The sequence below is a fragment of the Streptomyces ziwulingensis genome (assembly GCF_039542605.1).
Lineage (GTDB): Bacteria > Actinomycetota > Actinomycetes > Streptomycetales > Streptomycetaceae > Streptomyces > Streptomyces ziwulingensis.
Window position 1 is genome coordinate 41,567 of sequence record NZ_BAABIG010000023.1, and the last position, 20,265, is coordinate 61,831.

The 20,265-nt window shown below is 74.5% G+C and carries 15 protein-coding genes and 1 riboswitch; of the genes, 5 read left to right on the forward strand and 10 right to left on the reverse strand.

Going from position 1 to position 20,265, the window contains the following annotated elements; all coding sequences use genetic code 11:
* Positions 1-11: 11 nt before the first annotated feature.
* Complete coding sequence (gene cobM, locus ABEB00_RS13450) at positions 12-854, reverse strand: precorrin-4 C(11)-methyltransferase (RefSeq protein ID WP_345619737.1); 843 nt, start codon at positions 852-854, stop codon at positions 12-14.
* Positions 855-940: 86 nt separating this feature from the next.
* On the opposite strand from cobM, the gene ABEB00_RS13455 reads away from it, so the two are divergent.
* Positions 941-1,669 carry a ZIP family metal transporter gene (locus ABEB00_RS13455; protein WP_345619739.1) on the forward strand — a complete coding sequence of 243 codons (729 nt, stop codon included), beginning with the start codon at positions 941-943 and terminating at the stop codon, positions 1,667-1,669.
* A 35-nt stretch (positions 1,670-1,704) separates the two neighbouring features.
* Here ABEB00_RS13455 and cobI read toward each other — a convergent pair whose 3' ends face one another.
* The 9 genes from cobI to ABEB00_RS13500 form a co-directional block, all read right to left on the reverse strand.
* On the reverse strand, positions 1,705-2,454 hold the full coding sequence (cobI, locus tag ABEB00_RS13460) for a precorrin-2 C(20)-methyltransferase (protein WP_345619740.1): 750 nt from the start codon (positions 2,452-2,454) through the stop codon (positions 1,705-1,707).
* On the reverse strand, positions 2,451-3,842 hold the full coding sequence (locus ABEB00_RS13465) for a cobyrinic acid a,c-diamide synthase CobB (RefSeq protein WP_345619741.1): 1,392 nt from the start codon (positions 3,840-3,842) through the stop codon (positions 2,451-2,453). Before ABEB00_RS13465 ends, cobI begins: the two co-directional genes overlap by 4 nt.
* A complete protein-coding gene (gene cobO, locus ABEB00_RS13470; protein WP_345619742.1) occupies positions 3,839-4,447 on the reverse strand; it encodes a cob(I)yrinic acid a,c-diamide adenosyltransferase in 609 nt (202 codons plus the stop codon). The genes ABEB00_RS13465 and cobO overlap by 4 nt, the downstream gene beginning before the upstream one ends.
* Complete coding sequence (locus tag ABEB00_RS13475; RefSeq protein ID WP_345619743.1) at positions 4,447-6,546, reverse strand: putative cobaltochelatase; 2,100 nt, start codon at positions 6,544-6,546, stop codon at positions 4,447-4,449. The genes cobO and ABEB00_RS13475 overlap by 1 nt, the downstream gene beginning before the upstream one ends.
* The gene (gene cobN / locus ABEB00_RS13480; protein WP_345619744.1) at positions 6,543-10,196 is read right to left on the reverse strand and encodes a cobaltochelatase subunit CobN; all 3,654 of its coding nucleotides are present in this window, start codon (positions 10,194-10,196) and stop codon (positions 6,543-6,545) included. Before cobN ends, ABEB00_RS13475 begins: the two co-directional genes overlap by 4 nt.
* Positions 10,193-11,701: a cobyric acid synthase gene (locus ABEB00_RS13485; RefSeq protein ID WP_345619746.1), complete on the reverse strand. Its 1,509-nt coding sequence runs from the start codon at positions 11,699-11,701 to the stop codon at positions 10,193-10,195. The genes cobN and ABEB00_RS13485 overlap by 4 nt, the downstream gene beginning before the upstream one ends.
* On the reverse strand, positions 11,698-12,672 hold the full coding sequence (locus ABEB00_RS13490) for a cobalamin biosynthesis protein (protein WP_345619747.1): 975 nt from the start codon (positions 12,670-12,672) through the stop codon (positions 11,698-11,700). The genes ABEB00_RS13485 and ABEB00_RS13490 overlap by 4 nt, the downstream gene beginning before the upstream one ends.
* 101 nt (positions 12,673-12,773) lie before the next feature.
* A riboswitch (cobalamin riboswitch) is annotated at positions 12,774-12,915 on the reverse strand.
* 111 nt (positions 12,916-13,026) lie between these two features.
* Entirely contained in the window at positions 13,027-13,248 is a 222-nt protein-coding gene (locus ABEB00_RS13495) for a hypothetical protein (protein ID WP_345619748.1), read from the reverse strand.
* A gap of 36 nt (positions 13,249-13,284) precedes the next feature.
* Entirely contained in the window at positions 13,285-14,532 is a 1,248-nt protein-coding gene (locus tag ABEB00_RS13500) for an inorganic phosphate transporter (protein ID WP_345619749.1), read from the reverse strand.
* 227 nt (positions 14,533-14,759) lie between these two features.
* Here ABEB00_RS13500 and ABEB00_RS13505 point away from each other — a divergent pair, with 227 nt between their 5' ends.
* The 4 genes from ABEB00_RS13505 to ABEB00_RS13520 all read left to right on the forward strand — a co-directional run bounded on the left by ABEB00_RS13505 (position 14,760) and on the right by ABEB00_RS13520 (position 19,947).
* Positions 14,760-15,431, forward strand: a complete 672-nt coding sequence (locus ABEB00_RS13505) for a class II aldolase/adducin family protein (protein ID WP_345619751.1) — start codon at positions 14,760-14,762, stop codon at positions 15,429-15,431.
* A 95-nt stretch (positions 15,432-15,526) separates the two neighbouring features.
* Entirely contained in the window at positions 15,527-16,645 is a 1,119-nt protein-coding gene (locus tag ABEB00_RS13510; protein ID WP_345619753.1) for an alpha/beta hydrolase family protein, read from the forward strand.
* Positions 16,646-16,790: 145 nt separating this feature from the next.
* Positions 16,791-18,191, forward strand: a complete 1,401-nt coding sequence (locus tag ABEB00_RS13515; RefSeq protein WP_345619754.1) for a hypothetical protein — start codon at positions 16,791-16,793, stop codon at positions 18,189-18,191.
* A gap of 157 nt (positions 18,192-18,348) precedes the next feature.
* Positions 18,349-19,947, forward strand: a complete 1,599-nt coding sequence (locus ABEB00_RS13520) for an ABC-F family ATP-binding cassette domain-containing protein (RefSeq protein WP_345619755.1) — start codon at positions 18,349-18,351, stop codon at positions 19,945-19,947.
* Positions 19,948-20,265 lie beyond the last annotated feature (318 nt).

Consider the following 20,265-nt stretch of genomic DNA (forward strand, 5'->3'; position numbering starts at 1 on the left):
CCGTTGCCGACTCACTTGGCGGCTCCTTCACTCTTGACGTCGTTCGCCTTCCGGCCGCGCAGCGCCCTGCGGGCCTCGGGGTCGGCCTTGCGGAAACCGTGGAAGTGCCCCGGGTGGTACAGGTGCGAGCGGGTGCCGTGCGCGTCGAGGGCCGGTCCGACCAGGAACAGCGTGTGTTTCCACAGCTTGTGCTCCTTGACGGTCTCCTCCAGCGTCCCGACCGTGCACTTCACGACCAGCTCCTCCGGCCAGGTCACCTGGTACGCGACGACCACCGGCGTCTCCGTCGGGTAGCCGCCCTCCAGCAGCTCCCGCACGAGCTGCCCGCTGCGCGCCGCCGACAGGAAGAGCGCCATGGTCGTGCCGTGCCGGGCGAACTCGCGGACCTCCTCACCGGGCGGCATCGGCGTCTTGCCGCCGCCCAGCCGGGTCAGGATCACGGACTGCGCGACCTCCGGGATGGTCAGCTCCCGCTGGGCCAGCGCGGCCACGGCGGAGAACGAGGAGACACCGGGCACGATCTCGGTCGCCACCCCGATCAGCGCGCACCGGTCGAGCTGTTCCTGCGTGCCGCCCCACAGCGCGGGGTCGCCGGAGTGGATGCGGGCCACGGCCAGGCCGTCCCGCCGGGCCCGCTCGTAGACGGCGACGACGTCCTCCAGCGACATCGTCGCGGAGTCGAGCACCTCGGCGTCCTCACGCGCGTGCTGGAGGACCTCCGCCTGCACCAGGCTGGCCGCCCAGATCACGATGTCGGCGTCGGCGATGGCGCGCGCGGCGCGGAACGTCAGCAGATCGGCGGCGCCGGGGCCGGCACCGACGAAGGTCACCTTGCCGGTGGGGGCATCGGCCATGGATTCGGGTCCTCTCCTACACATAATTACTGCGATTGCCGCTGTCGGACGCGCGCGGACGCGGCCCGATCGGATAGCAAGGGCACATGGCGGTCCTCGTCGCGCTCGGCGCGTTCCTGATGACGCTGGCCGGCGGCTGGACGGCACAGCGGGTGACCGACCGCCGCCACCTGGTGCTCGGCCTGGCCGGCGGCCTGATGCTGGGCGTGGTCGGCCTCGACCTGCTGCCGGAAGCGCTCCGGGCGGCCGACCGCGAGGTGTTCGGCGTACCGGAGGCGCTGCTGCTGTTCGTCGCCGGGTTCCTCCTCGCCCACCTGGTGGAACGGCTGCTCGCGGCCCGCCGGGCCGCGCACGGCGGCGCCGAGCACGGCCCCCGCTCGCCCGAGGTGGGACTGACGGCGGCCGCGGCGATGGTCGGGCACAGCGCGATGGACGGCGTGGCGATCGGCGCCGCCTTCCAGGTCGGCGGCGGCATGGGCACGGCGGTCGCCATGGCGGTCGTCGCCCACGACTTCGCGGACGGCTTCAACACCTACACGCTCACCAGCCTCTACGGGAACGCCCGCCGCAGGGCCGTCGCCATGCTGGTCGCCGACGCCTGCGCACCCGTGCTGGGCGCCGCCTCGACCCTGCTCTTCACCATCCCCGAGCAGGCCCTCGGCGCCTATCTCGGACTGTTCGGCGGCGTACTGCTCTACCTCGCCGCCGCCGAGATCCTTCCCGAGGCCCACCACGACCACCCCGCCCGCTCCACCCTGCTGTGCACGGTCGCGGGCGCCGGGTTCATCTGGCTGGTGGTCGGCGTCGCCGAGTGAGCGGCCCGGTCCGGGCCGACCGGATCTGCCCGGGGTCACAGTTTGCCGCCCCGGCCGCCCCCGCGCCGCGCGGGCGCGATCAGCGTCGACAGATACGGCAGCGGCCCCTCGGTCAGCTCGGCGGCGGCCCGGATCGACTCCTCGGGCAGCCCGAGCGCCGACCCCCACACCGCGTCCGCCAGCCGCCCGGACTCCCGCAGCGCCTCGGCCACCTCGGCCGCCTGCCGCCCGAACTTGTACGCCACGACCGTCCCCGGCCCGTTCAGCGCGTCCTTCAGCACGGCGGCCCCCGCGGTCACCGGCACCAGCGTCAGCGGCTCGGTCCCCTCGGTCAGCACGGCTCCGGACCGCGCCGCCAGGTCCTGCATGGCGGTGATGCCCGGTACGGTCTCCACGACCGTCCCCGGCACCGCCGCGGCGACCGTCTGCGCGAGATAGGTGAACGTCGAGTACACGTTCGGGTCGCCGATGGTCGCGAAGGCGACGCGGCCGTGCGCCCGCAGCAGCCCCGCCACCCGCTCACCGGCCACGTCCCAGGCGGCCTCCCGGCGCGCCCGGTCGGTGCGCTCGTTGAGCGCGAACACGACCCGGACGACCTTCTCGCCGGGTACGTAGTGCAGCACGGTCGCCTCGGCCCGGCCGGGCTCCCCGCCGTCCTTCCCGTCGGGCGCGGCCATCACCGGCACCACGACGACGTCCGCCGCGCGCAGGGCGTTGACGCCCTTGACGGTCACCAGCTCGGGGTCGCCGGGGCCCACCCCGACTCCGATCAGCCTGCTGCTCATGACGTCCGGCACCTCTCCACGAACCGACGGGCGACACCGGGCTCGGCCGCCCAGTGCGTGTGCAGATAGCTCGCGTGCACACCTCGCTGTACGAAACCCTCGACGCGCCGCTCGGGCGCGCGCACCCCCCACGCCGGAGCCGCCCCGGCCCCCGGCGCCACCACCGTCCGGTGGAACTCGTGCCCCCGCAGCCGCGTCCCCGCGACGGCCAGCGCGCTGTCCGACACGGCCACCGCGTCCCGGTAGCCCAGCGTCAGCCGCTCGGACATCCGCCCCGCGGCGTCCAGCACCCCGCACATGGGCAGCCCGTCCAGCTCCCGGCAGAGGTAGAGCAGCCCCGCGCACTCGGCGGCGACGGGAGCGCCGCCGAGGGCGAGTGCGGCCACCGCCCCGCGCAGCGGCTCGTTGGCCGACAGCTCGGCGGCGTACACCTCGGGGAACCCGCCGCCGACGACCAGCCCGGCGGTCCCCTCGGGAAGGGCCTCGTCCCGCAGCGGGTCGAAGGTGACGACCTCGGCGCCGGCCGCGGCGAGCAGCTCGGTGTGCTCGGCGTAGGAGAAGGTGAAGGCGGGCCCGCCGGCGACGGCGACGCGGGGTTTCGCCGGTGACGTCCCGGCCGGCCGAGGTGGCCGGCCGGGAGCGGGCGAAGGTCCCGGGGTCCAGGGGGCGGAGCCCTCCGGCAGCGGCCCGGCGGACCGGGCGAGCCGCTCAAGGGCGTCCAGATCACACCCGAGGGCGACCTGCGCGGCCATGGCGGCCACCGCGTCGACGGCCTGAGCGCCCCGCTCGGCGACCGGCACCAGCCCCAGGTGCCGGGACGGCGTCTCCACCTGAGGCGCCCGCCGCAGCACGCCGAGGACCGGCACCCCGGCCGAGTCCAGCGCCTCCCGCAGCAGCTCCTCGTGCCGGTCGGAACCGACCTTGTTCAGGATCACGCCCCCGATCCGCACCCGCGGGTCCCAGGAGGCGAACCCGTGCACCAGCGCCGCCACCGACCGCGACTGCGAGGACGCGTCGACCACCAGGACGACCGGCGCCCGCAGCAACGTGGCGACCTGCGCGGTGGACGCCAGTTCGCCCTCCCCGGCGGCGCCGTCGAACAGCCCCATCACACCCTCGACGACCGCGAGGTCACAGCCCCGCGCCCCGTGCAGGAACAGCGGGGCGATCAGCTCCGTCCCGCACAGGTACGCGTCGAGGTTCCGTCCCGGCCGCCCGGTGGCGAGCGCGTGGTACCCGGGGTCGATGTAGTCCGGCCCGACCTTGTGCGGGGACACGGCGAGCCCCCGCGCGGCGAACGCGGCCATCAGCCCCGTGGCGACGGTGGTCTTGCCGCTGCCGGAGGCCGGCGCGGCGACGACCAGCCGGGGCACGGACGAGCCGGTCACCACTCGATGCCCCTCTGCCCCTTCTGCCCGGCGTCCATGGGGTGCTTGACCTTGGACATGTCGGTCACGAGATCGGCGAAGTCCACCAGCTTCCCCGGCGCGTTCCGTCCCGTGATCACCACATGCTGGGTGCCGGGCCGGTCGCGCAGCACCTCCACCACCTCGTCGGTGTCGACCCAGCCCCAGTGCATCGGGTACGCGAACTCGTCCAGCACGTACAGCTTGTACGTCTCGGCCGCCAGGTCGCGTTTGACCTGCTCCCAGCCCTCGCGGGCCTTCTCCTCGTTGCTTGCGTTGTCGCCGAGCGGGTCCCGCTGCACCCAGGACCAGCCCTCGCCCATCTTGTGCCAGTCGACGGACCCGCCCTCGCCGGAGGCGCCCAGCACCCGCAGCGCGTTCTCCTCGCCGACCTTCCACTTCGCCGACTTCACGAACTGGAACACCCCGATCGGCCAGCCCTGGTTCCAGGCGCGCAGCGCCAGGCCGAAGGCGGCCGTGGACTTGCCCTTGCCGATGCCCGTGTGCACGACGACCAGCGGCCGGTTACGCCGCTGACGGGTCGTCAGACCGTCGTCGGGGATGACACTCGGCTGTCCCTGCGGCATTACGCGGCCCTCCTCTGTACGTCCTTCACCAGACCGGCGATCGACTCCGCCCGCAACTCGTCCAGCGTCACGGCACCGCCCCCCAGCTCACCCGCGAGCTGCCCGGCCAGCCCCAGCCGCACCGGCCCCGACTCGCAGTCCACGACCACCGAGGCGACACCGTCGGCCGCGAACAGCCGCGCCGCCCGCGAGGCCAGCGCCACCGGCTCCGGACCACCCGTGGCCCGCCCGTCGGTCACCACCACCACCAGCGCCCGCCGCGCCGCGTCCCGCAGCCGCTCCACCCGCAGCACCTCGTGCGCCCTGAGCAACCCGGCCGCCAACGGCGTACGCCCGCCCGTGGGCAGCGACTCCAGCCGCACCGCCGCCGCGTCCACCGACGACGTCGGCGGCAGCGCCACCTCGGCCGCCGACCCCCGGAAGGTCACCAGCCCCACCTTGTCCCGCCGCTGATAGGCGTCGAGCAGCAGCGACAGCACGGCCCCCTTCACCGCGCTCATCCGCTGCCGCGCCGCCATCGACCCGGAGGCGTCCACGACGAACAGCACGAGGTTGCCCTCCCGCCCCTCCCGGGTCGCCTGCCGCAGATCGTCCCGCCGGATCACCAGCCCCGGACCCGAGCGGCCCCGCGCCCGCTGGTGCGGAGCGGCGGCCCGCACGGTCGCGGCCAGGTGCAGCTTGGTCAGCGCGCCCCGGGGCCGCCGGGCCCCGGTGGTCCGCCCGTGCTCCGTCCGGGCCCGCGACCGCCGCCCGGCCGCGCCCTCACCCAGACCCGGCACGCTCAGCACCTTGGTACGGAACGGCTCCGCCGCCCGTACGGCGGACTGCTCGCCGCCGCCGGCGCCGGACGGCCGCGGCTCACCGTCCTCCCCGGCCTCCGGCCGCGCGGCGGTGTCACCGCCCTCGGAACTCTCAGAACCCTCGGAACCCTCGGGACTCTCAGAACCCTCGGGGCCCTCGGGACTCTCAGAACCCTCGGGACTCTCAGAACCCTCGGGGCCCTCGGAAGGCGGCTGACCGCCCCCGTCACCGGGGCCGTCCGGACCGCCGTCCGGACCGCCGTCCGGGTCGGGGTCCTCGTCGTCCGGCCCGCCGAACTGCTCCAGCGTCTCGTCCAGCTTGTCCTCGTCGAGGCCCGGCGCGTCGAACGGGTTGCGCCGCTTGCGGTGCGGGAGCGCCAGCAGCGCGGCCTGCCGCACGTCCTCCGCCAGCACCTCGGTCCGCCCGGCCCACGCCGCCAGCGCGGTCGCCGTGCGCGCCATCACGATGTCGGCCCGCATGCCGTCCACCTCGAACGCCGCGCAGGTCGCCGCGATCTGCCGCAGCGCCCCGTCCCCGAGCCGCACCGACGGCAGCAGCTCCCGCGCCGCCACGATCCGCGCCCGTACGGCGGCCTCCTCGTCGGCCCAGCGCACCGCGAACCCGGCGGGATCGTCGTCGTACGCCAGCCGGCGCCGTACCACCTCGACCCGCTGGTCGGGTTCGCGCGAGGCCGCGACCTCCACGGTCAGCCCGAACCGGTCGAGCAACTGCGGGCGCAGTTCCCCCTCCTCCGGGTTCATGGTGCCCACCAGCAGGAACCGCGCCGCGTGCCGCACGGAGACGCCCTCGCGCTCCACGTACGAGGCGCCCATCGCGGCGGCGTCCAGGAGGAGGTCGACCAGGTGGTCGTGGAGGAGGTTGACCTCGTCGACGTAGAGGATGCCGCGGTGGGCGTCGGCCAGCAGGCCCGGCTCGAACGCCTTCACGCCCTCGGCCAGGGCCCGCTCGATGTCGAGCGCGCCGACCAGCCGGTCCTCGGAGGCGCCGACGGGCAGCTCGACCATCCGGGCCGGCCGGGACTCGAAGGCCCCCGGCTCGTGCGGGCCGTCCGGGCAGCCGGGGTCCGGGGCGTCCGGGTCGCAGGAGAAACGGCACCCGGAGACGACGTCCACCCCCGGCATCAGCGCCGACAGCGCCCGCACGGCCGTGGACTTCGCGGTGCCCTTCTCGCCACGCACCAGCACACCGCCGACGGCCGGCGAGACGGCGTTCAGCAGCAGCGCGAGCCGCAGATCGTCCTGACCGACGACGGCCGTGAACGGGAACGGGGTACTCACTTGTCGTCACCCTCCAAGTCGCCTTCGAGTTCCAGATAGGTGGCGCGCAGCCGCTCCAGCGTCCGAGCGTCCGGCTCCGCCCACAGGCCGCGGTCGGCGGCCTCCAGCAGCCGTTCGGTGATCCCGCGCAGCGCCCACGGGTTGGACTTCTTCATGAAGTCCCGGTTCTCCGGGTCGAAGACGTACTCGGCGCTGAGCTTCTCGTACATCCAGTCGTCCACGACCCCCGCGGTGGCGTCGTAGCCGAAGAGGTAGTCGACGGTCGCCGCCATCTCGAAGGCGCCCTTGTAGCCGTGGCGCCGCATCGCCGCCATCCAGCGCGGGTTGACCACCCGGGCGCGGAACACCCGGTGCGTCTCCTCGCCCAGCGTGCGGGTCTTGACCTGGTCGGGGGTGGCCGAGTCACCGACGTACGCCTCGGGGCTCGCGCCCGTCAGGTGCCGCACCATGGCGACCATGCCGCCGTGGTACTGGAAGTAGTCGTCGGCGTCGACCAGGTCGTGCTCACGGGTGTCGACGTTCTTCGCCGCCACCGCGATCCGCCGGAACGCCGTCTCCATGTCCCCGCGCGCCGCCCGCCCGTCGAGTCCGCGCCCGTAGGCGTAGCCGCCCCACACCGCGTACACCTCGGCGAGGTCGGCGTCCGAGCGCCAGTTGCGGGCGTCGATCAGCGGCAGCAGCCCCGCGCCGTACGCGCCCGGCTTGGAGCCGAAGACGCGGGCGGTGGCCCGGCGCCGGTCGCCGTGCCCGGCGGTGTCCTCGTCGGCGTGCGCCCGCACGTAGTTGGACCCGGCGGGCTCCGCCAGCTCGGCCACCGCCCGCACCGCGTCGTCGATCAGGCCGATCACGTGCGGGAACGCGTCCCGGAAGAAACCGGAGATGCGGACCGTGACGTCGACCCGCGGGCGGCCCAGCTCGTCGAGGGGCACGATCTCGAAGCCGGTCACCCGGCGCGAGGCGTCGTCCCACACCGGGCGGCAGCCCAGCAGCGCCAGGATCTCGGCGATGTCGTCGCCCTGGGTGCGCATCGCGGAGGTGCCCCACACGGTGAGGCCGACCGACTTCGGGTACGCGCCGGTGTCGGTCAGGTACCGCTGGATCAGGGAGTCCGCCAGCGACTGGCCGACCTCCCAGCTCAGCCGGGACGGGATCGCCTTGGGGTCGACGGAGTAGAAGTTCCGGCCGGTCGGCAACACGTTGACCAGGCCGCGGGTGGGCGACCCGGACGGACCGGCCGGGACGTAACCGCCGTCCAGGGCCAGCAGGATGTGCCCGATCTCGTCCGTGGTCCGGGCGAGCCGCGGCACCACCTCGGCGCAGGCGAACTCCACCACCGCCACGGCCTCGGGCAGTTCGGCGTCCAGCACCTCGCCCACCAGGGCGGCCGCGGCCGTGCGGTCCCAGTCCCGTGCCTCCATGCCCTGCGCGATCCGCCGGCAGAGCTGCTCCAGCAGGTCGATCGCGTCGGCGCCGGTCCGGGCCGGGCCCTCCACCAGGGCGGTCAGCTCGGCCGGCACCTTCACCGGGGCGCCCGGCTCGGCCAGCAGGTCCTTCTCCACCAGCCCGAAGTGCCCGGCCAGCGAGGCCCGCAGCCCCGGCAGGGCGTTCGCCTGCCCGCCCCACACCTGCGAGGCGCGCAGCACCGCGAGGACCAGGTTGACGCGGGGCTCGCCGACCGGGCCGCCGCCCAGGACGTGCAGGCCGTCGCGGATCTGCACGTCCTTGATCTCGCACAGGTAGCCGTCGATGTGCATGACGAACCCGTCGAAGGCCTCGTCGTCCGGCTGGTCGTCCACGTGCAGGTCGTGGTGGAGTTCGGCGGCCTTGACCAGGGTCCAGATCTGGGCGCGGACCGCCGGGGCCTTGGCCGGGTCCAGGTCGGAGACGAGCGCGTACTCGTCGAGGAGCTGCTCCAGCTTGGCCAGGTCGCCGTAGGTGTCGGCGCGGGCCATCGGCGGCACCAGGTGGTCGACCACGGTGGCGTGCCCGCGCCGCTTGGCCTGGGTGCCCTCGCCGGGGTCGTTGACGATGAACGGGTAGATCAGCGGCAGGTCGCCGAGGACCGCGTCGGGCGCGCACCCGGCGCCGAGCCCGAGGCCCTTGCCCGGCAGCCACTCCATCGTGCCGTGCTTGCCCATGTGCACTACGGCGTCGGCGCCGAAGGTGTTGTCCAGCCAGCGGTAGGCCGCCAGGTAGTGGTGGGAGGGCGGCATGTCCGGGTCGTGGTAGATCGCGATCGGGTTCTCCCCGAAGCCGCGCGGCGGCTGGATCATCACCACGACGTTCCCGAACCGGAGCGACGCCAGCACGATGTCGTCGCCGTCGACGTACAGCGACCCCGGCGGCTCGCCCCACGCCTCGGTCATCGCCGCCCGCAGCGCCGGGTCCAGCTTCTCGAACCAGGCCCGGTAGTCGGCCAGCGGCACCCGCGCGGGCGCGGCGGCGAGCTGGTCCTCCGTCAGCCACTCCACGTCGTGCCCGCCGGCCTCGATCAGCCGGTGGATCAGTTCGTCACCGTCGTCGGGGTAGCCGTGGACGCCGTACCCCGCGTCCCGCAGCGCGTCCAGCACCCGCACCGCCGAGACCGGGGTGTCAAGGCCGACCGCGTTGCCGACCCGGGAGTGCTTGGTCGGGTACGCGGTGAAGACCAGCGCGATCCGCTTGTCGGCGTTCGCCTTGTGCTTGAGCGCCGCGTGCCGTACGGCGATCCCGGCGACCCGCCCGGCCCGCTCGGGGTCGGCGCGGTACACGGGCACCTCGTCCGGTCCCTGTTCCTTGAAGGAGAACGGCACGGTGATCAGCCGCCCGTCGAACTCCGGGATGGCGACCTGCATCGCCGCGTCCATGGGGGAGAGGGCGGCGTCGGACGCCTCCCAGGCCGCCTTCGACGAGGTCAGGCAGAGCCCCTGGAGCACGGGCACGTTCAGGTCGGCGAGGGCCCCGATGTCCCAGGCCTCCTCGTCGCCGCCCGCCGACGCCTGCGAGGCGTGCGTGCCGCCCGCCGCGAGGACCGTGGCGACCAGGGCGTCGGCCCGGCCGAGGATCTCGTACAGCCCGGCGTCCGCGCCGCGCAGCGAACCGCAGTACACGGGCAGCGCGTTGGCGCCGTGCGCCTCGATCGCGTCGCACAGGGTGTCCACGAACGCGGTGTTGCCGCTGAGGTGGTGGGCCCGGTAGAAGAGCACGCCGACCGTCGGACGGCCCTCCTGGACGGTCCGGGAGCCGTGCACGCCGAACTCCGGCATCTGCTGCGGCTCGTCGAAGCCCTCACCGGTCAGCAGCACGGTGTCGGAGAGGAACCGGGCGAGCTGCGTGAGGTTGGCGGGGCCGCCCGCCACGAGGTAGCGCAGCGCCTCGGCCACCACACCGGCCGGGACGGAGGACTCCGCCATCAGCTCCGCGTCCGGCACCGACTCGCCGCCGAGCAGCACGGTCGGGATGCCGGACGCCTTCAGCGCGGCCAGCCCGTCCTCCCAGGCCCGCTTGCCGCCGAGCAGCCGGACGACGGCGAGGTCCGCGCCCGCCACCAGGGACGGCAGCTCGTCCTGGACGTCGACCCGGTTCGGGTTGCCGATCCGGTAGGCGGCGTCCGACGCGCGGGCCGCCAACAGGTCCGTGTCGGCGGTCGACAACAACAGCACAGTGCTCATGCGGGCGCTCCAGGTGGAAGGAAAGGCAGTCCTTGCGGCGCGCCGGACTCGATGAGCCGCCACAGCGCGTCGGTGTCCGCGTGCTCTTCGATCAGATCGCCGAGCCGGTCGAGCTGCTCCTCGCGCAGCGCGCCGAACGAGGTGTCGGGGGCGGGGACGAAGCGGCGGCCCGCGGCGGCGGCCACCTCGCGCAGGAACGCCCGCCGGAAGCCGTCCGACTCCAGCGAACCGTGCCAGTGGGTGCCCCAGGTGTGGCCGACCCGGCAGCCGTCCAGGAACGGCTCCCCGCCCTCGACGGAGGCGACCCCGTGGTGGATCTCGTACCCCTCGACGGGCTCGCCGAGGGCCTCGCCCACCGGCCGGCCGAGGGTCTTCCCGGCCGCGAACCGCACCCGCACGGGCAGCAGTCCGAGCCCGGCGACCTGTCCCCGGCGGCTCTCCACGTCGTCCTCGATGTGCTCGCCGAGCACCTGGAAGCCGCCGCAGATGCCGAGTACCGGCCGCTGTTCGGCGGCCCTGGCGCGGAGCGCGTCGGCGAGGCCCCGCTCCCGCAGCCACTCCAGCGCCCGGACCGTCCCGCGGGTCCCCGGCACGATCACCAGGTCGGCGTCGGCCAGTTCGGCCGGCCGGTCCACGAACCGCACGATCACGCCGGGCTCGGCGGCCAGCGCGTCCACGTCGGTGAAGTTGGACATCAGCGGCACCGCGCAGACCGCGATCCGCAGCACGTCCTCGCCGGCCGGCGGGGCGGTGTCCGACTCCCGGACGGTGCCGCGCAGCGACACCCGCAGCCCGTCCTCCTCGTCGATGCCGAGCCCGTGCCGGAACGGCAGTACACCGTAGGCGCGGCGGCCGGTGAGGCCGCGCAGCATGTCGAGGCCGGGCTCAAGCAGCGAGACGTCGCCCCGGAACTTGTTCACCAGGAATCCGGCGACCAGCGCCTGGTCCTCGGGTGAGAGCAGCGCCACCGTGCCGAAGAAGGAGGCGAAGACGCCACCGCGGTCGATGTCGCCGACGACGAGGACGGGGAGCCCGGCGCCCCGGGCGATCCCCATGTTCACGATGTCGGTCCGGCGCAGGTTGATCTCCGCCGGACTGCCCGCCCCCTCGCAGATCACCGCGTCATACGTGCCCCGCAGCTCGGCCAGGCACTCCAGCACGGTGCCGAGCAGCTCGCGCTGCCGCCCGCCGTGGTAGCCGCGGGCGCTCATCTCCCCGACCGCCCGGCCCAGCAGCACGACCTGGCTGCTGCGCTCGCCACCCGGCTTGAGCAGCACCGGGTTCATCAGCGCGGTCGGCTCCACGCGGCACGCCTGCGCCTGCATGGCCTGCGCCCGCCCGATCTCGGCGCCCTCGCGGGTCACGAACGAGTTGAGGGACATGTTCTGCGCCTTGAAGGGCGCCACCTTCACGCCCTGCCGCACCAGCCAGCGGCAGATCCCGGCGGTGACGACGCTCTTGCCGGCGTCGGAGGTGGTGCCGGCCACGAGCAGGCCACCGTTCATGACGTCCGTCCTTTCGCGGGCGGCCGGCGGACGGGCGTCCGGCGGCCGAGCAGGCGGGCGCCCGCGCACACGCCGAGCGCGAGCCAGCTCACGCGGCGGGAGAGGCGTACGGCCCGGTCGATGTCGCTCACCCGGACGGCCCGCCCGGTGCCGCCGCCCAGCACCGGCCGGTGCTCGACCCGGCCGCCGTACGACAGGGTGCCGCCGAGCCGCACCCCGAGGGCGCCCGCGAAGGACGCCTCGACGGGACCGGCGTTGGGGCTCGGATGGGCGCTCGCGTCGGCGCGCCAGGCCCGTACCGCGCCCCTCGGGTCGCCCCCGGCGGCGACGGCGAGCAGGGCGGTCAGCCGGGCCCCCGGCCAGCCCGCCACGTCGTCCAGGCGGGCCGAGGCCCAGCCGAACCGGCGGTACCGGGGCGACTTGTGACCGACCATGGCGTCGAGGGTGTTCACGGCCCGGAAGGCGAGCAGGCCGGGCACCCCGGCCACCGCGCCCCACACCAGCGCGCCGACCACCGCGTCCGAGGTGTTCTCGGCGACGGACTCCACCACGGCCCGCGCGATCCCGTCCGCGTCCAGGGACTGCGGGTCGCGTCCGCACAGGTGCGGCAGCCGCTCCCGGGCGGCCTCCACGTCGCCGGCCTCCAGCGCGCGCCCGACGGCGCCGGCCTCGCGGACGAGTGACGTACCGCCGACGACGGCCCAGGTGGCGGCCGCGGTCAGGGCGACGCGGGCGGCGGGGGAGGAGCGCACGGCGCGGGCGGACCCGGCGCCGAGGGCCGCGGCCGCGCCGACGCACACGGCGGTGTGCAGCGCGCCCCGCCCCCGGCGGTCGCTCCACAGGATGTTCTCCACGGCACCGGCGGCGCGGCCGAACGCGGCGACCGGATGCCCGCGGCGGGGATCGCCGAGGAGCAGGTCACCGAGGAGGCCGGCGGCGGCGCCGTACGCGAAGACGCGTTCGGCACGCACGGGCTCAGCCGGTCACACGGTCGGGAAGAGACCTGGAACGGAACCTCGCGGGGCAGCCGGGCATCGCGTCGTGTCCTCACTCAGGGTGTCCACGCCCTGGTTCGAAGAGACCGGCGGTGAGAGTTCCTGACTCCCCGGGGATTCCTCCCCGGGTCACAGTGGCGGGACCGCGCCGGATTCGCACCGGGCTTCCTCTCCTGCCGCCGTACATGGCCTCGGCAGTCCACCACGCCCCGCGAACACCCGTCAACTTGCCGTTGACCTGCGAGGGGGGAGTGTGCGAAGGCCCACAGCGAGGCGGGGTGCGAGCGGGCCGGGCCCGCTCGCACCCCGCCTCGTCGCGGATGGCGCCGGTCAGGCGACGATCAGGTAGATCCCGTACGCGACGGCCGCCGCGCAGGCCGTGAAGCAGGCGTACGCGCCGGTGACCGCGAGGCCCGCGGAACCGCCCCGGGCGGTGGCCCGCTCCTGGCGGGAGAGGCCGGCGATGCCCAGGGTGAACAGGGACACCAGCGCCACGGTGATCACGAGACTGACCCCGAAGACGGAGCCGAGGGCTGCCCAGTCGATCTGCATGGTGGTTCTCTTCTCTTCCTTCGTGCCCGGGCGGGATCAGACGGGGGTGGCGGCCGACGCGGCCTTGGACCCGGCGGCGGGGACGGCGGCGGGGGCCGGGACGGTCGCCGTCAGGCCCTCGCTCACGCCCGCCGGGGGCGGCGGGGACACCGCGGCGATGGCGTCGGTGACGACACCGGGCTCCTCGGCGGCGGTGACGTGGGTGTGGTCGACGACCTCGCGCCGGGAGATCCGCCAGATCGCGAAGCTGGCGGCGACGAGGAGGACCGCGACCAGCGCCGTGCCCCAGCCGCCCAGTCCGCAGACCCACTCGGCGAGCGCGGCGACCAGGGCCGCGGCCGGCAGGGTCAGACCCCAGGCGACGAACATCCGGGTCGCCGTGGACCAGCGCACCACGCCGCCCTTGCGGCCGAGACCCGCGCCCATCACCGCGCCCGAGACCGAGTGGGTGGTGGAGAGGGAGAAGCCGATGTGGGAGGAGGCCAGGATGACCGTGGCCGCGCTGGTCTGGGCGGCGAAGCCCTGCTGCGGCTGGAGGTCGGTCAGGCCCTTGCCCATGGTGCGGATGATCCGCCAGCCGCCGAGGTAGGTGCCGAGCGCGATGGCCAGGCCCGCGGAGAGGATGACCCAGACCGGCGGGTCGGAGTCGGGGGCGAGGGCGCCGCCGGCCACCAGGGCGAGGGTGATGATGCCCATCGTCTTCTGCGCGTCGTTGGTGCCGTGCGCCAGCGAGACCAGGCCGGCGGAGGCGATCTGCCCGGCGCGGTAGCCCTTGGTGGCGGCCTTCCCGTCGGCCCCGCGGCCGAGCCGGTAGGTCAGCCGGGCGCCGAGCAGCGCCGCGACCCCCGCCACGATCGGGGCGGCGATCGCCGGCAGCAGCACCTTGGTGACGAGCACGTCGCCGTGGACCGCGCCGACGCCGGCCGAGGCGACGGCGGCGCCGATCAGACCGCCCATGAGGGCGTGCGAGGAGCTGGAGGGCAGGCCCACCAGCCAGGTCACCAGGTTCCAGAGGATCGCGCCCACCAGGGCGGCGAAGATGACCTCGGGACGGATGCCGGTCTCGTCGACGAGACCCTTGGAGATCGTGTTGGCGACCTCCACCGAGAGGAAGGCGCCGACAAGGTTGAGGACGGCGGACATCGCCACCGCCACCTTGGGCTTGAGGGCACCGGTCGAAATGGTGGTGGCCATCGCGTTGGCGGTGTCGTGGAAACCGTTCGTGAAATCAAACGCGAGTGCGGTTATCACCACGATCGCGAGGATCAGCGAGAAGCTTTCCATTTACCCAGGCAATCGTTCGAGGTCATTGGCTGGTCGAACGTAAGTAACGTGGATGAACGGAAGATGAACTGGGTGGGGCGTCACGGTGACCGGAATCGGGGGCCCCGCCTCGGCCTCCCCGGCCGGGCCGTTTCCGGCCCCGGGCCCGCCTGGCAGGATCGCCGCAGCGCCGGACGACGGCGGGACCACCACAGGGGCGCCAGGGGCGCCCGGGAGGAGGCCGGGCCGTGGCCGAGGCACAGGGCGGGCGGGTACGCCCGGAGGAGGCGAGCGCCTGGGAGGCGCTCGTGACGACCGCCCGGCGCACGGTGGCCGACGGGCTCGTGGTCGGCACCTCGGGCAACGTCTCGGTACGCGTCGGGGACACCGTCCTGGTCACCCCCTCCGGCGTGCCCTACGACCGGCTCACACCGGCCGACGTCACCGGCGTCGGCCTGGACGGGCGGCAGCTCCTGGGCACCCTGGTCCCGACCAGCGAGCTGCCCATGCACCTCGCCGTGTACCGCGCCACCGACGCCCGCGCCGTCGTGCACACCCACGCCGTGCACGCGACCGCCGTCTCCACCCTCGTCCCGGAGCTGCCGCTCGTCCACTACATGGCCGCCGCGCTCGGCGGCCCCGTCCGGGTCGCCCCGTACGCGGCCTACGGCACGGACGAACTGGCCGGGCACGTGCTCCGCGCCCTCGAAGACCGCTCCGGCTGCCTGCTGCGCAATCACGGCACGCTCACCCACGGCAGCTCCCTCGACCAGGCGTACGACCGCACGGCCCAGCTCGACTGGATGTGCCGCCTGTGGCTCACCGCCTCCTCGGTCCCCGGCCTGACCCCCTCGCTGCTGACGCCGGGCCAGTTGGCCGAGGTCGGGGAGCGGCTGCGGGGCTACGGGCAACCGGGCTGAGCCCCGGCCCGGAACGAACCCGTCCGGCCGTACGCGTCCTTCCCGGGCGCCCGTTCCGGTGGCTTACCCCGCGGCCCGCCGGGAAACTGGGAGGCGTGCGCACTCTCACCGCAACGACCGCCGCCGTCACCGCGGCCCTGGCCGCCGGAGCGGCGAGCGTCGCCGCCGGCCGCCTGGCCGGCGACGCCGCGCTCAAGGCGTCCCCCGGCCGGCCCCTGCCCACCGAACCCCGGCTCAGGGTGCACGGCACCGCCGCCGGGCAGATCACCCTCACCCGCCACCTCGCCGCGCTGCGACCCGGCCGGTACGGCCTGGCCGGCGACGGCTCGCACGCCGTCGTGGGCCCCGTCCTGACCGCCGCCCCGCACCCGCCCGACACCGTCGTACGCCGCCTCGAAGGCGTCACGCACGGCACCCTGGCGGCCGGCGAAAAGGCGTGGCTGACCGCCAACGTGCACGTCGGCGACCCCGGCACCGCCCTCGGCCTGGCCCACACCGACGTCGAGGTCCCCGGCGACCACGGCCCGCTGCCCGCCTGGTTCCTGCCGGGCGCCCGCGCCACCTGGATCATCGCCGTGCACGGCCTGGGCACCACCCGGGAGCACGCCCTGAACCTCACCGGCCTGCTGCACGGCCTCGACTTCCCGGTCCTGGCCCTCGCCTACCGCGGCGACCTCGGCGCGCCCCGGTCCCCGGACGGCCTGCGCCACTTCGGCGAGAGCGAGTGGCACGACCTGGACTCGGCCGTCCACCACGCCGTCGCCCACGGCGCCCGCAAGGTCGTCCTGCTCGGCTGGTCCACCGGCGCCACCATGGCGCTGCGCACCGCCGCCTCCTCCCGGCTGCGCGACCGCATCTCCGGCCTCGTACTGGACTCCCCGGTCCTCGACTGGCAGGCGAGCCTGCGCGCCCTCGCCGCGGCCCGCCGCACCCCGGGCGCGCTGCTGCCGCTCGCGGTCCGCGCCGCCCAGGGCCGCACCGGACTCGACGCCGCCCGGCCCGTCGACCACGACCGCCTCGACGTCCCCGCCCTCGTCCTGCACGGGCCGGCCGACACCGTGGCCGACTGGCGGCTCTCCCGCCGGTTCGCCGCCGCCCACCCCCGCCTGGTCGCCTTCCACACCGTCGAGCACGCGCCGCACGGCGCCATGTGGAACGCCGATCCCGCCAAGTACGAGCAGACCCTGCAACGCTTCCTGACCCCGCTGATGTGACGGCCGGCCACGGTGCTCCCCGGCGGTCCTCCGGTCCGCCGCGCCCCCGCCGCCGCGGCACCCCGGCCGGCCCGCCGGAGGCCGCCACCGGCCCGCTGTGCCATTCCGTTTGGGTTTTCGGACGGTCAACCGGAAGACTGCACCCGTGACGTCCCGTATCCCGCGCGACTCCAGGCTTCGACTCGTCCGCCCGCGACCCCTGGCCGCCGCCCCCAGAGCGATGAACACCCAGCGCCCGCGCCGCGCCGCCCCGCGCCCCCCGGAGGGCACACCGGTCCGCTCGGAGCTGGCCCGAATGGCCCGCTCCGGCCTGGCCGGCGCGGCCCGTGTCGCCCGCTGGGCCGACACCGAACTCGGCCCCGGCCGGGAGAGCGGCACCACCGACGGCACCGCCACCCTCTCCGACGCGACCGCCGAACGCGCGGGCCGCGAACTGGGCCTGACCACGGCTCAGATCCGCGCCGACTGGGACACCGCCCGCCTCGCCGGACTGGTCGAGGTGCACGGCGACAGCGCCCGCCCCGGCTGGCGGCTGCGCGCCTGGAACCGCGACGACAGCGCCGTCCTGCGCGGCTGGGTCGCCCTCTTCGACGCCTGGTCGCTCGCCCACCCCGAGCCCGAGGGCCACGAGGCGGCCGGCGTCGCCGAGGTCGTCTCGGCCATGCCCCAGGTGCTCTCCTTCCTCCAGCTCTCCGCCGGGCCGGTCCCGGTCGCCCAGCTCCTCGACCTCCTCCAGCAGCGGGTCACCGAACTGCGCACCGAGCGCTGCGAGGTCCCGCTCGGCCCCCGGCCCGAGCCCCTCCCGCGCCCGGTGACCGACGACACCCCGCTCGGCCCGCTGCTGGAGTGGGCCCTCGAAGCCCTCGCCTCCGTGGGAGCGCTCACCTGCGGCGACGGCCAGGCCACGCTCACCCCGCTGGGGAGCTGGGCGGTCTGGGTCAAGCTGGAGCAGATCTGCGTCGCCGCCCAGAGCCCGGCCGGCAACATCGAGCAGGCGGCCGAGGACATGCTCCGCGGCTGCGCCCAGCTCCGCCCCAACGCGGCCCGCGCCGAGTACCGCGCCTGGCTCGCCGCCCGCCCCGTCGGCAGCGCCGTCACCGAACTCCTCGCCGCCGCCCGCGGCGAGGACGCCCTGCTGCGCGGTCTCGCCTTCGAGGCGCTGCGGGTGGTCGGCGCCCCCGCCGAGCCCGACGTACGGGCCGTCGCCGAGGAGTCCACGCTGCGGCCGTACGCCCTGCTGTGGCTGGCCGAGCACGACGGTGCCGACCCCGAGGACGCGCACGAGGTGCTCACCCGGCAGGAGGCCACCTGGCTGTGGGTGGACACCGCCGCCGCGGTCGCCGACCACGGCGAGGCCCCGCTGCTCGTGCGGCACCTGGAGTCCGCGGTGCAGGCGACGGTCCCCGCCCTCCTGGACGAGGTGCGGGCGGTCGGGCATCCGCGCACCGTGCAGGTCCTGGTGGCGCTGGCCGCCGCGCACCCCGACCCGGCCCTCGCCAAGGCCGTGCGCCGGGCGGCGTTCCAGGTGCACACCGGACGCGGCTGAACCGGCGGCCGGCTCGGGGGAGGGGCGCGGAGCGGAGGCGGGAAAAGTGCTTGCATGCCCCCGTTAGACTGGCCCCATGGCCATTCTCCTCGCGCATTAGACGGCGGGAACGCCCTCAGCCGTCCATCCCGCCACCCACCTGCCCTGGAGTCTGTCCGTGATCTCCGCCTCCGGCATCGAGCTGCGCGCCGGTGCCCGCGTCCTCATCGAGAACGCCACCTTCCGCGTCGCCAAGGGCGACCGCATCGGCCTGGTCGGCCGCAACGGCGCCGGCAAGACCACCCTCACCAAGTGCCTCGCCGGCGAGGGCGTACCCGCCGGGGGCACCATCACCCGCTCCGGCGAGGTCGGCTACCTCCCGCAGGACCCCCGCACCGGCGACCTCGACGTCCTCGCCCGCGACCGCATCCTCTCCGCCCGCGGCCTGGACACCCTGATCCGCAAGATGCGCGAGAACGAGCAGCGCATCGCCAACGGCCAGGGCGGCACCCGCGACAAGGCCATGCGGCAGTACGAGCGCCAGGAGACGGAGTTCCTCACCAAGGGCGGGTACTCCGCCGAGGCCGAGGCCGCCACCATCGCCGCCGCGCTCAACCTGCCCGACCGGGTGCTCGGGCAGCCCCTGCACACGCTCTCCGGCGGTCAGCGCCGCCGGATCGAGCTGGCCCGCATCCTCTTCTCGGACGCCGACACCCTGCTGCTCGACGAGCCCACCAACCACCTCGACGCCGACTCGATCATCTGGCTGCGCGACTACCTCAAGACCTACCGCGGCGGCTTCATCGTGATCTCCCACGACGTCGACCTGGTCGAGACGGTCGTCAACAAGGTGTTCTACCTGGACGCCAACCGCTCCCAGATCGACGTCTACAACATGGGCTGGCGGCTCTACCAGCAGCAGCGCGAGGCCGACGAGAAGCGCCGCAAGCGCGAGCGGCAGAACGCCGAGAAGAAGGCGTCCGCGCTGCACTCGCAGGCCGACAAGATGCGGGCCAAGGCGACCAAGACCGTCGCCGCGCAGAACATGGCCCGCCGCGCGGACAAGCTGCTGGCCGGCCTGGAGGCCGAGCGCAAGTCCGACAAGGTCGCCAAGCTGCGCTTCCCCGAGCCGTCCCCGTGCGGCAAGACCCCCCTCATGGCCGAGGGCCTGTCCAAGTCGTACGGCTCACTGGAGATCTTCACCGACGTCGACCTGGCCATCGACAAGGGCTCGCGGGTCGTCATCCTCGGCCTCAACGGCGCGGGCAAGACGACTCTGCTCCGCCTGCTCGGCGGCGCGGAGAAGCCCGACACCGGCCGGGTCATAGAGGGCCACGGCCTCAAGCTCGGCTACTACGCGCAGGAGCACGAGACCCTCGACCCGGAGCGCACGGTCCTGGAGAACATGCGTTCGGCCGCCCCCGACCTGGACCTGGTCGAGGTCCGCAAGACGCTCGGCTCGTTCCTCTTCTCCGGTGACGACGTCGACAAGCCGGCCGGGGTCCTCTCCGGCGGCGAAAAGACCCGGCTGGCGCTGGCCACCCTCGTGGTGTCCTCGGCCAACGTGCTCCTCCTCGACGAGCCCACCAACAACCTCGACCCCGCCAGCCGCGAGGAGATCCTCGGCGCGCTGCGCACCTACAAGGGCGCGGTGGTCCTCGTCACCCACGACGAGGGCGCCGTCGAGGCGCTCCAGCCGGAGCGCATCATCCTGCTGCCGGACGGTGTCGAGGACCTCTGGGGCTCCGACTACGCGGATCTCGTCGCCCTCGCCTGACCGTCCACCTCGCCTCACCGTCCACCTCGCTTGATCGAATGGATGATCCACGGCGTATGGATCATTCGGCCGATCCGTGATCCACCATCTGTGTGAGATCTCCTCGTACCGAGGTGTGTCCTACATCGATTTCGCGGCCGGGCCCCCGTTCCTCGGGGGCCCGACCGTTTCGCCGTCCTGACCAGGTACTTCGTGAAAGAACCCGTTCGGGTGTACGGACGCGACGCGCTGGAATGCGGGGTTCCGCTTGTGCGGACGGACTCCTGTCGTCACCACGTCGTCTCACCGACCTTGCCGAATGGGTGGCCATGTCGGCCC

Bases quoted from the DNA above. Each gene is read 5' to 3' on its own strand.
- cobM (WP_345619737.1), bottom strand. From the start codon at position 854: ATGGCCGATGCCCCCACCGGCAAGGTGACCTTCGTCGGTGCCGGCCCC.
- ABEB00_RS13455 (WP_345619739.1), top strand. From the start codon at position 941: ATGGCGGTCCTCGTCGCGCTCGGCGCGTTCCTGATGACGCTGGCCGGC.
- cobI (WP_345619740.1), bottom strand. From the start codon at position 2,454: ATGAGCAGCAGGCTGATCGGAGTCGGGGTGGGCCCCGGCGACCCCGAG.
- cobO (WP_345619742.1), bottom strand. From the start codon at position 4,447: ATGCCGCAGGGACAGCCGAGTGTCATCCCCGACGACGGTCTGACGACC.
- cobN (WP_345619744.1), bottom strand. From the start codon at position 10,196: ATGAGCACTGTGCTGTTGTTGTCGACCGCCGACACGGACCTGTTGGCG.
- ABEB00_RS13485 (WP_345619746.1), bottom strand. From the start codon at position 11,701: ATGAACGGTGGCCTGCTCGTGGCCGGCACCACCTCCGACGCCGGCAAG.
- ABEB00_RS13495 (WP_345619748.1), bottom strand. From the start codon at position 13,248: ATGCAGATCGACTGGGCAGCCCTCGGCTCCGTCTTCGGGGTCAGTCTC.
- ABEB00_RS13500 (WP_345619749.1), bottom strand. From the start codon at position 14,532: ATGGAAAGCTTCTCGCTGATCCTCGCGATCGTGGTGATAACCGCACTC.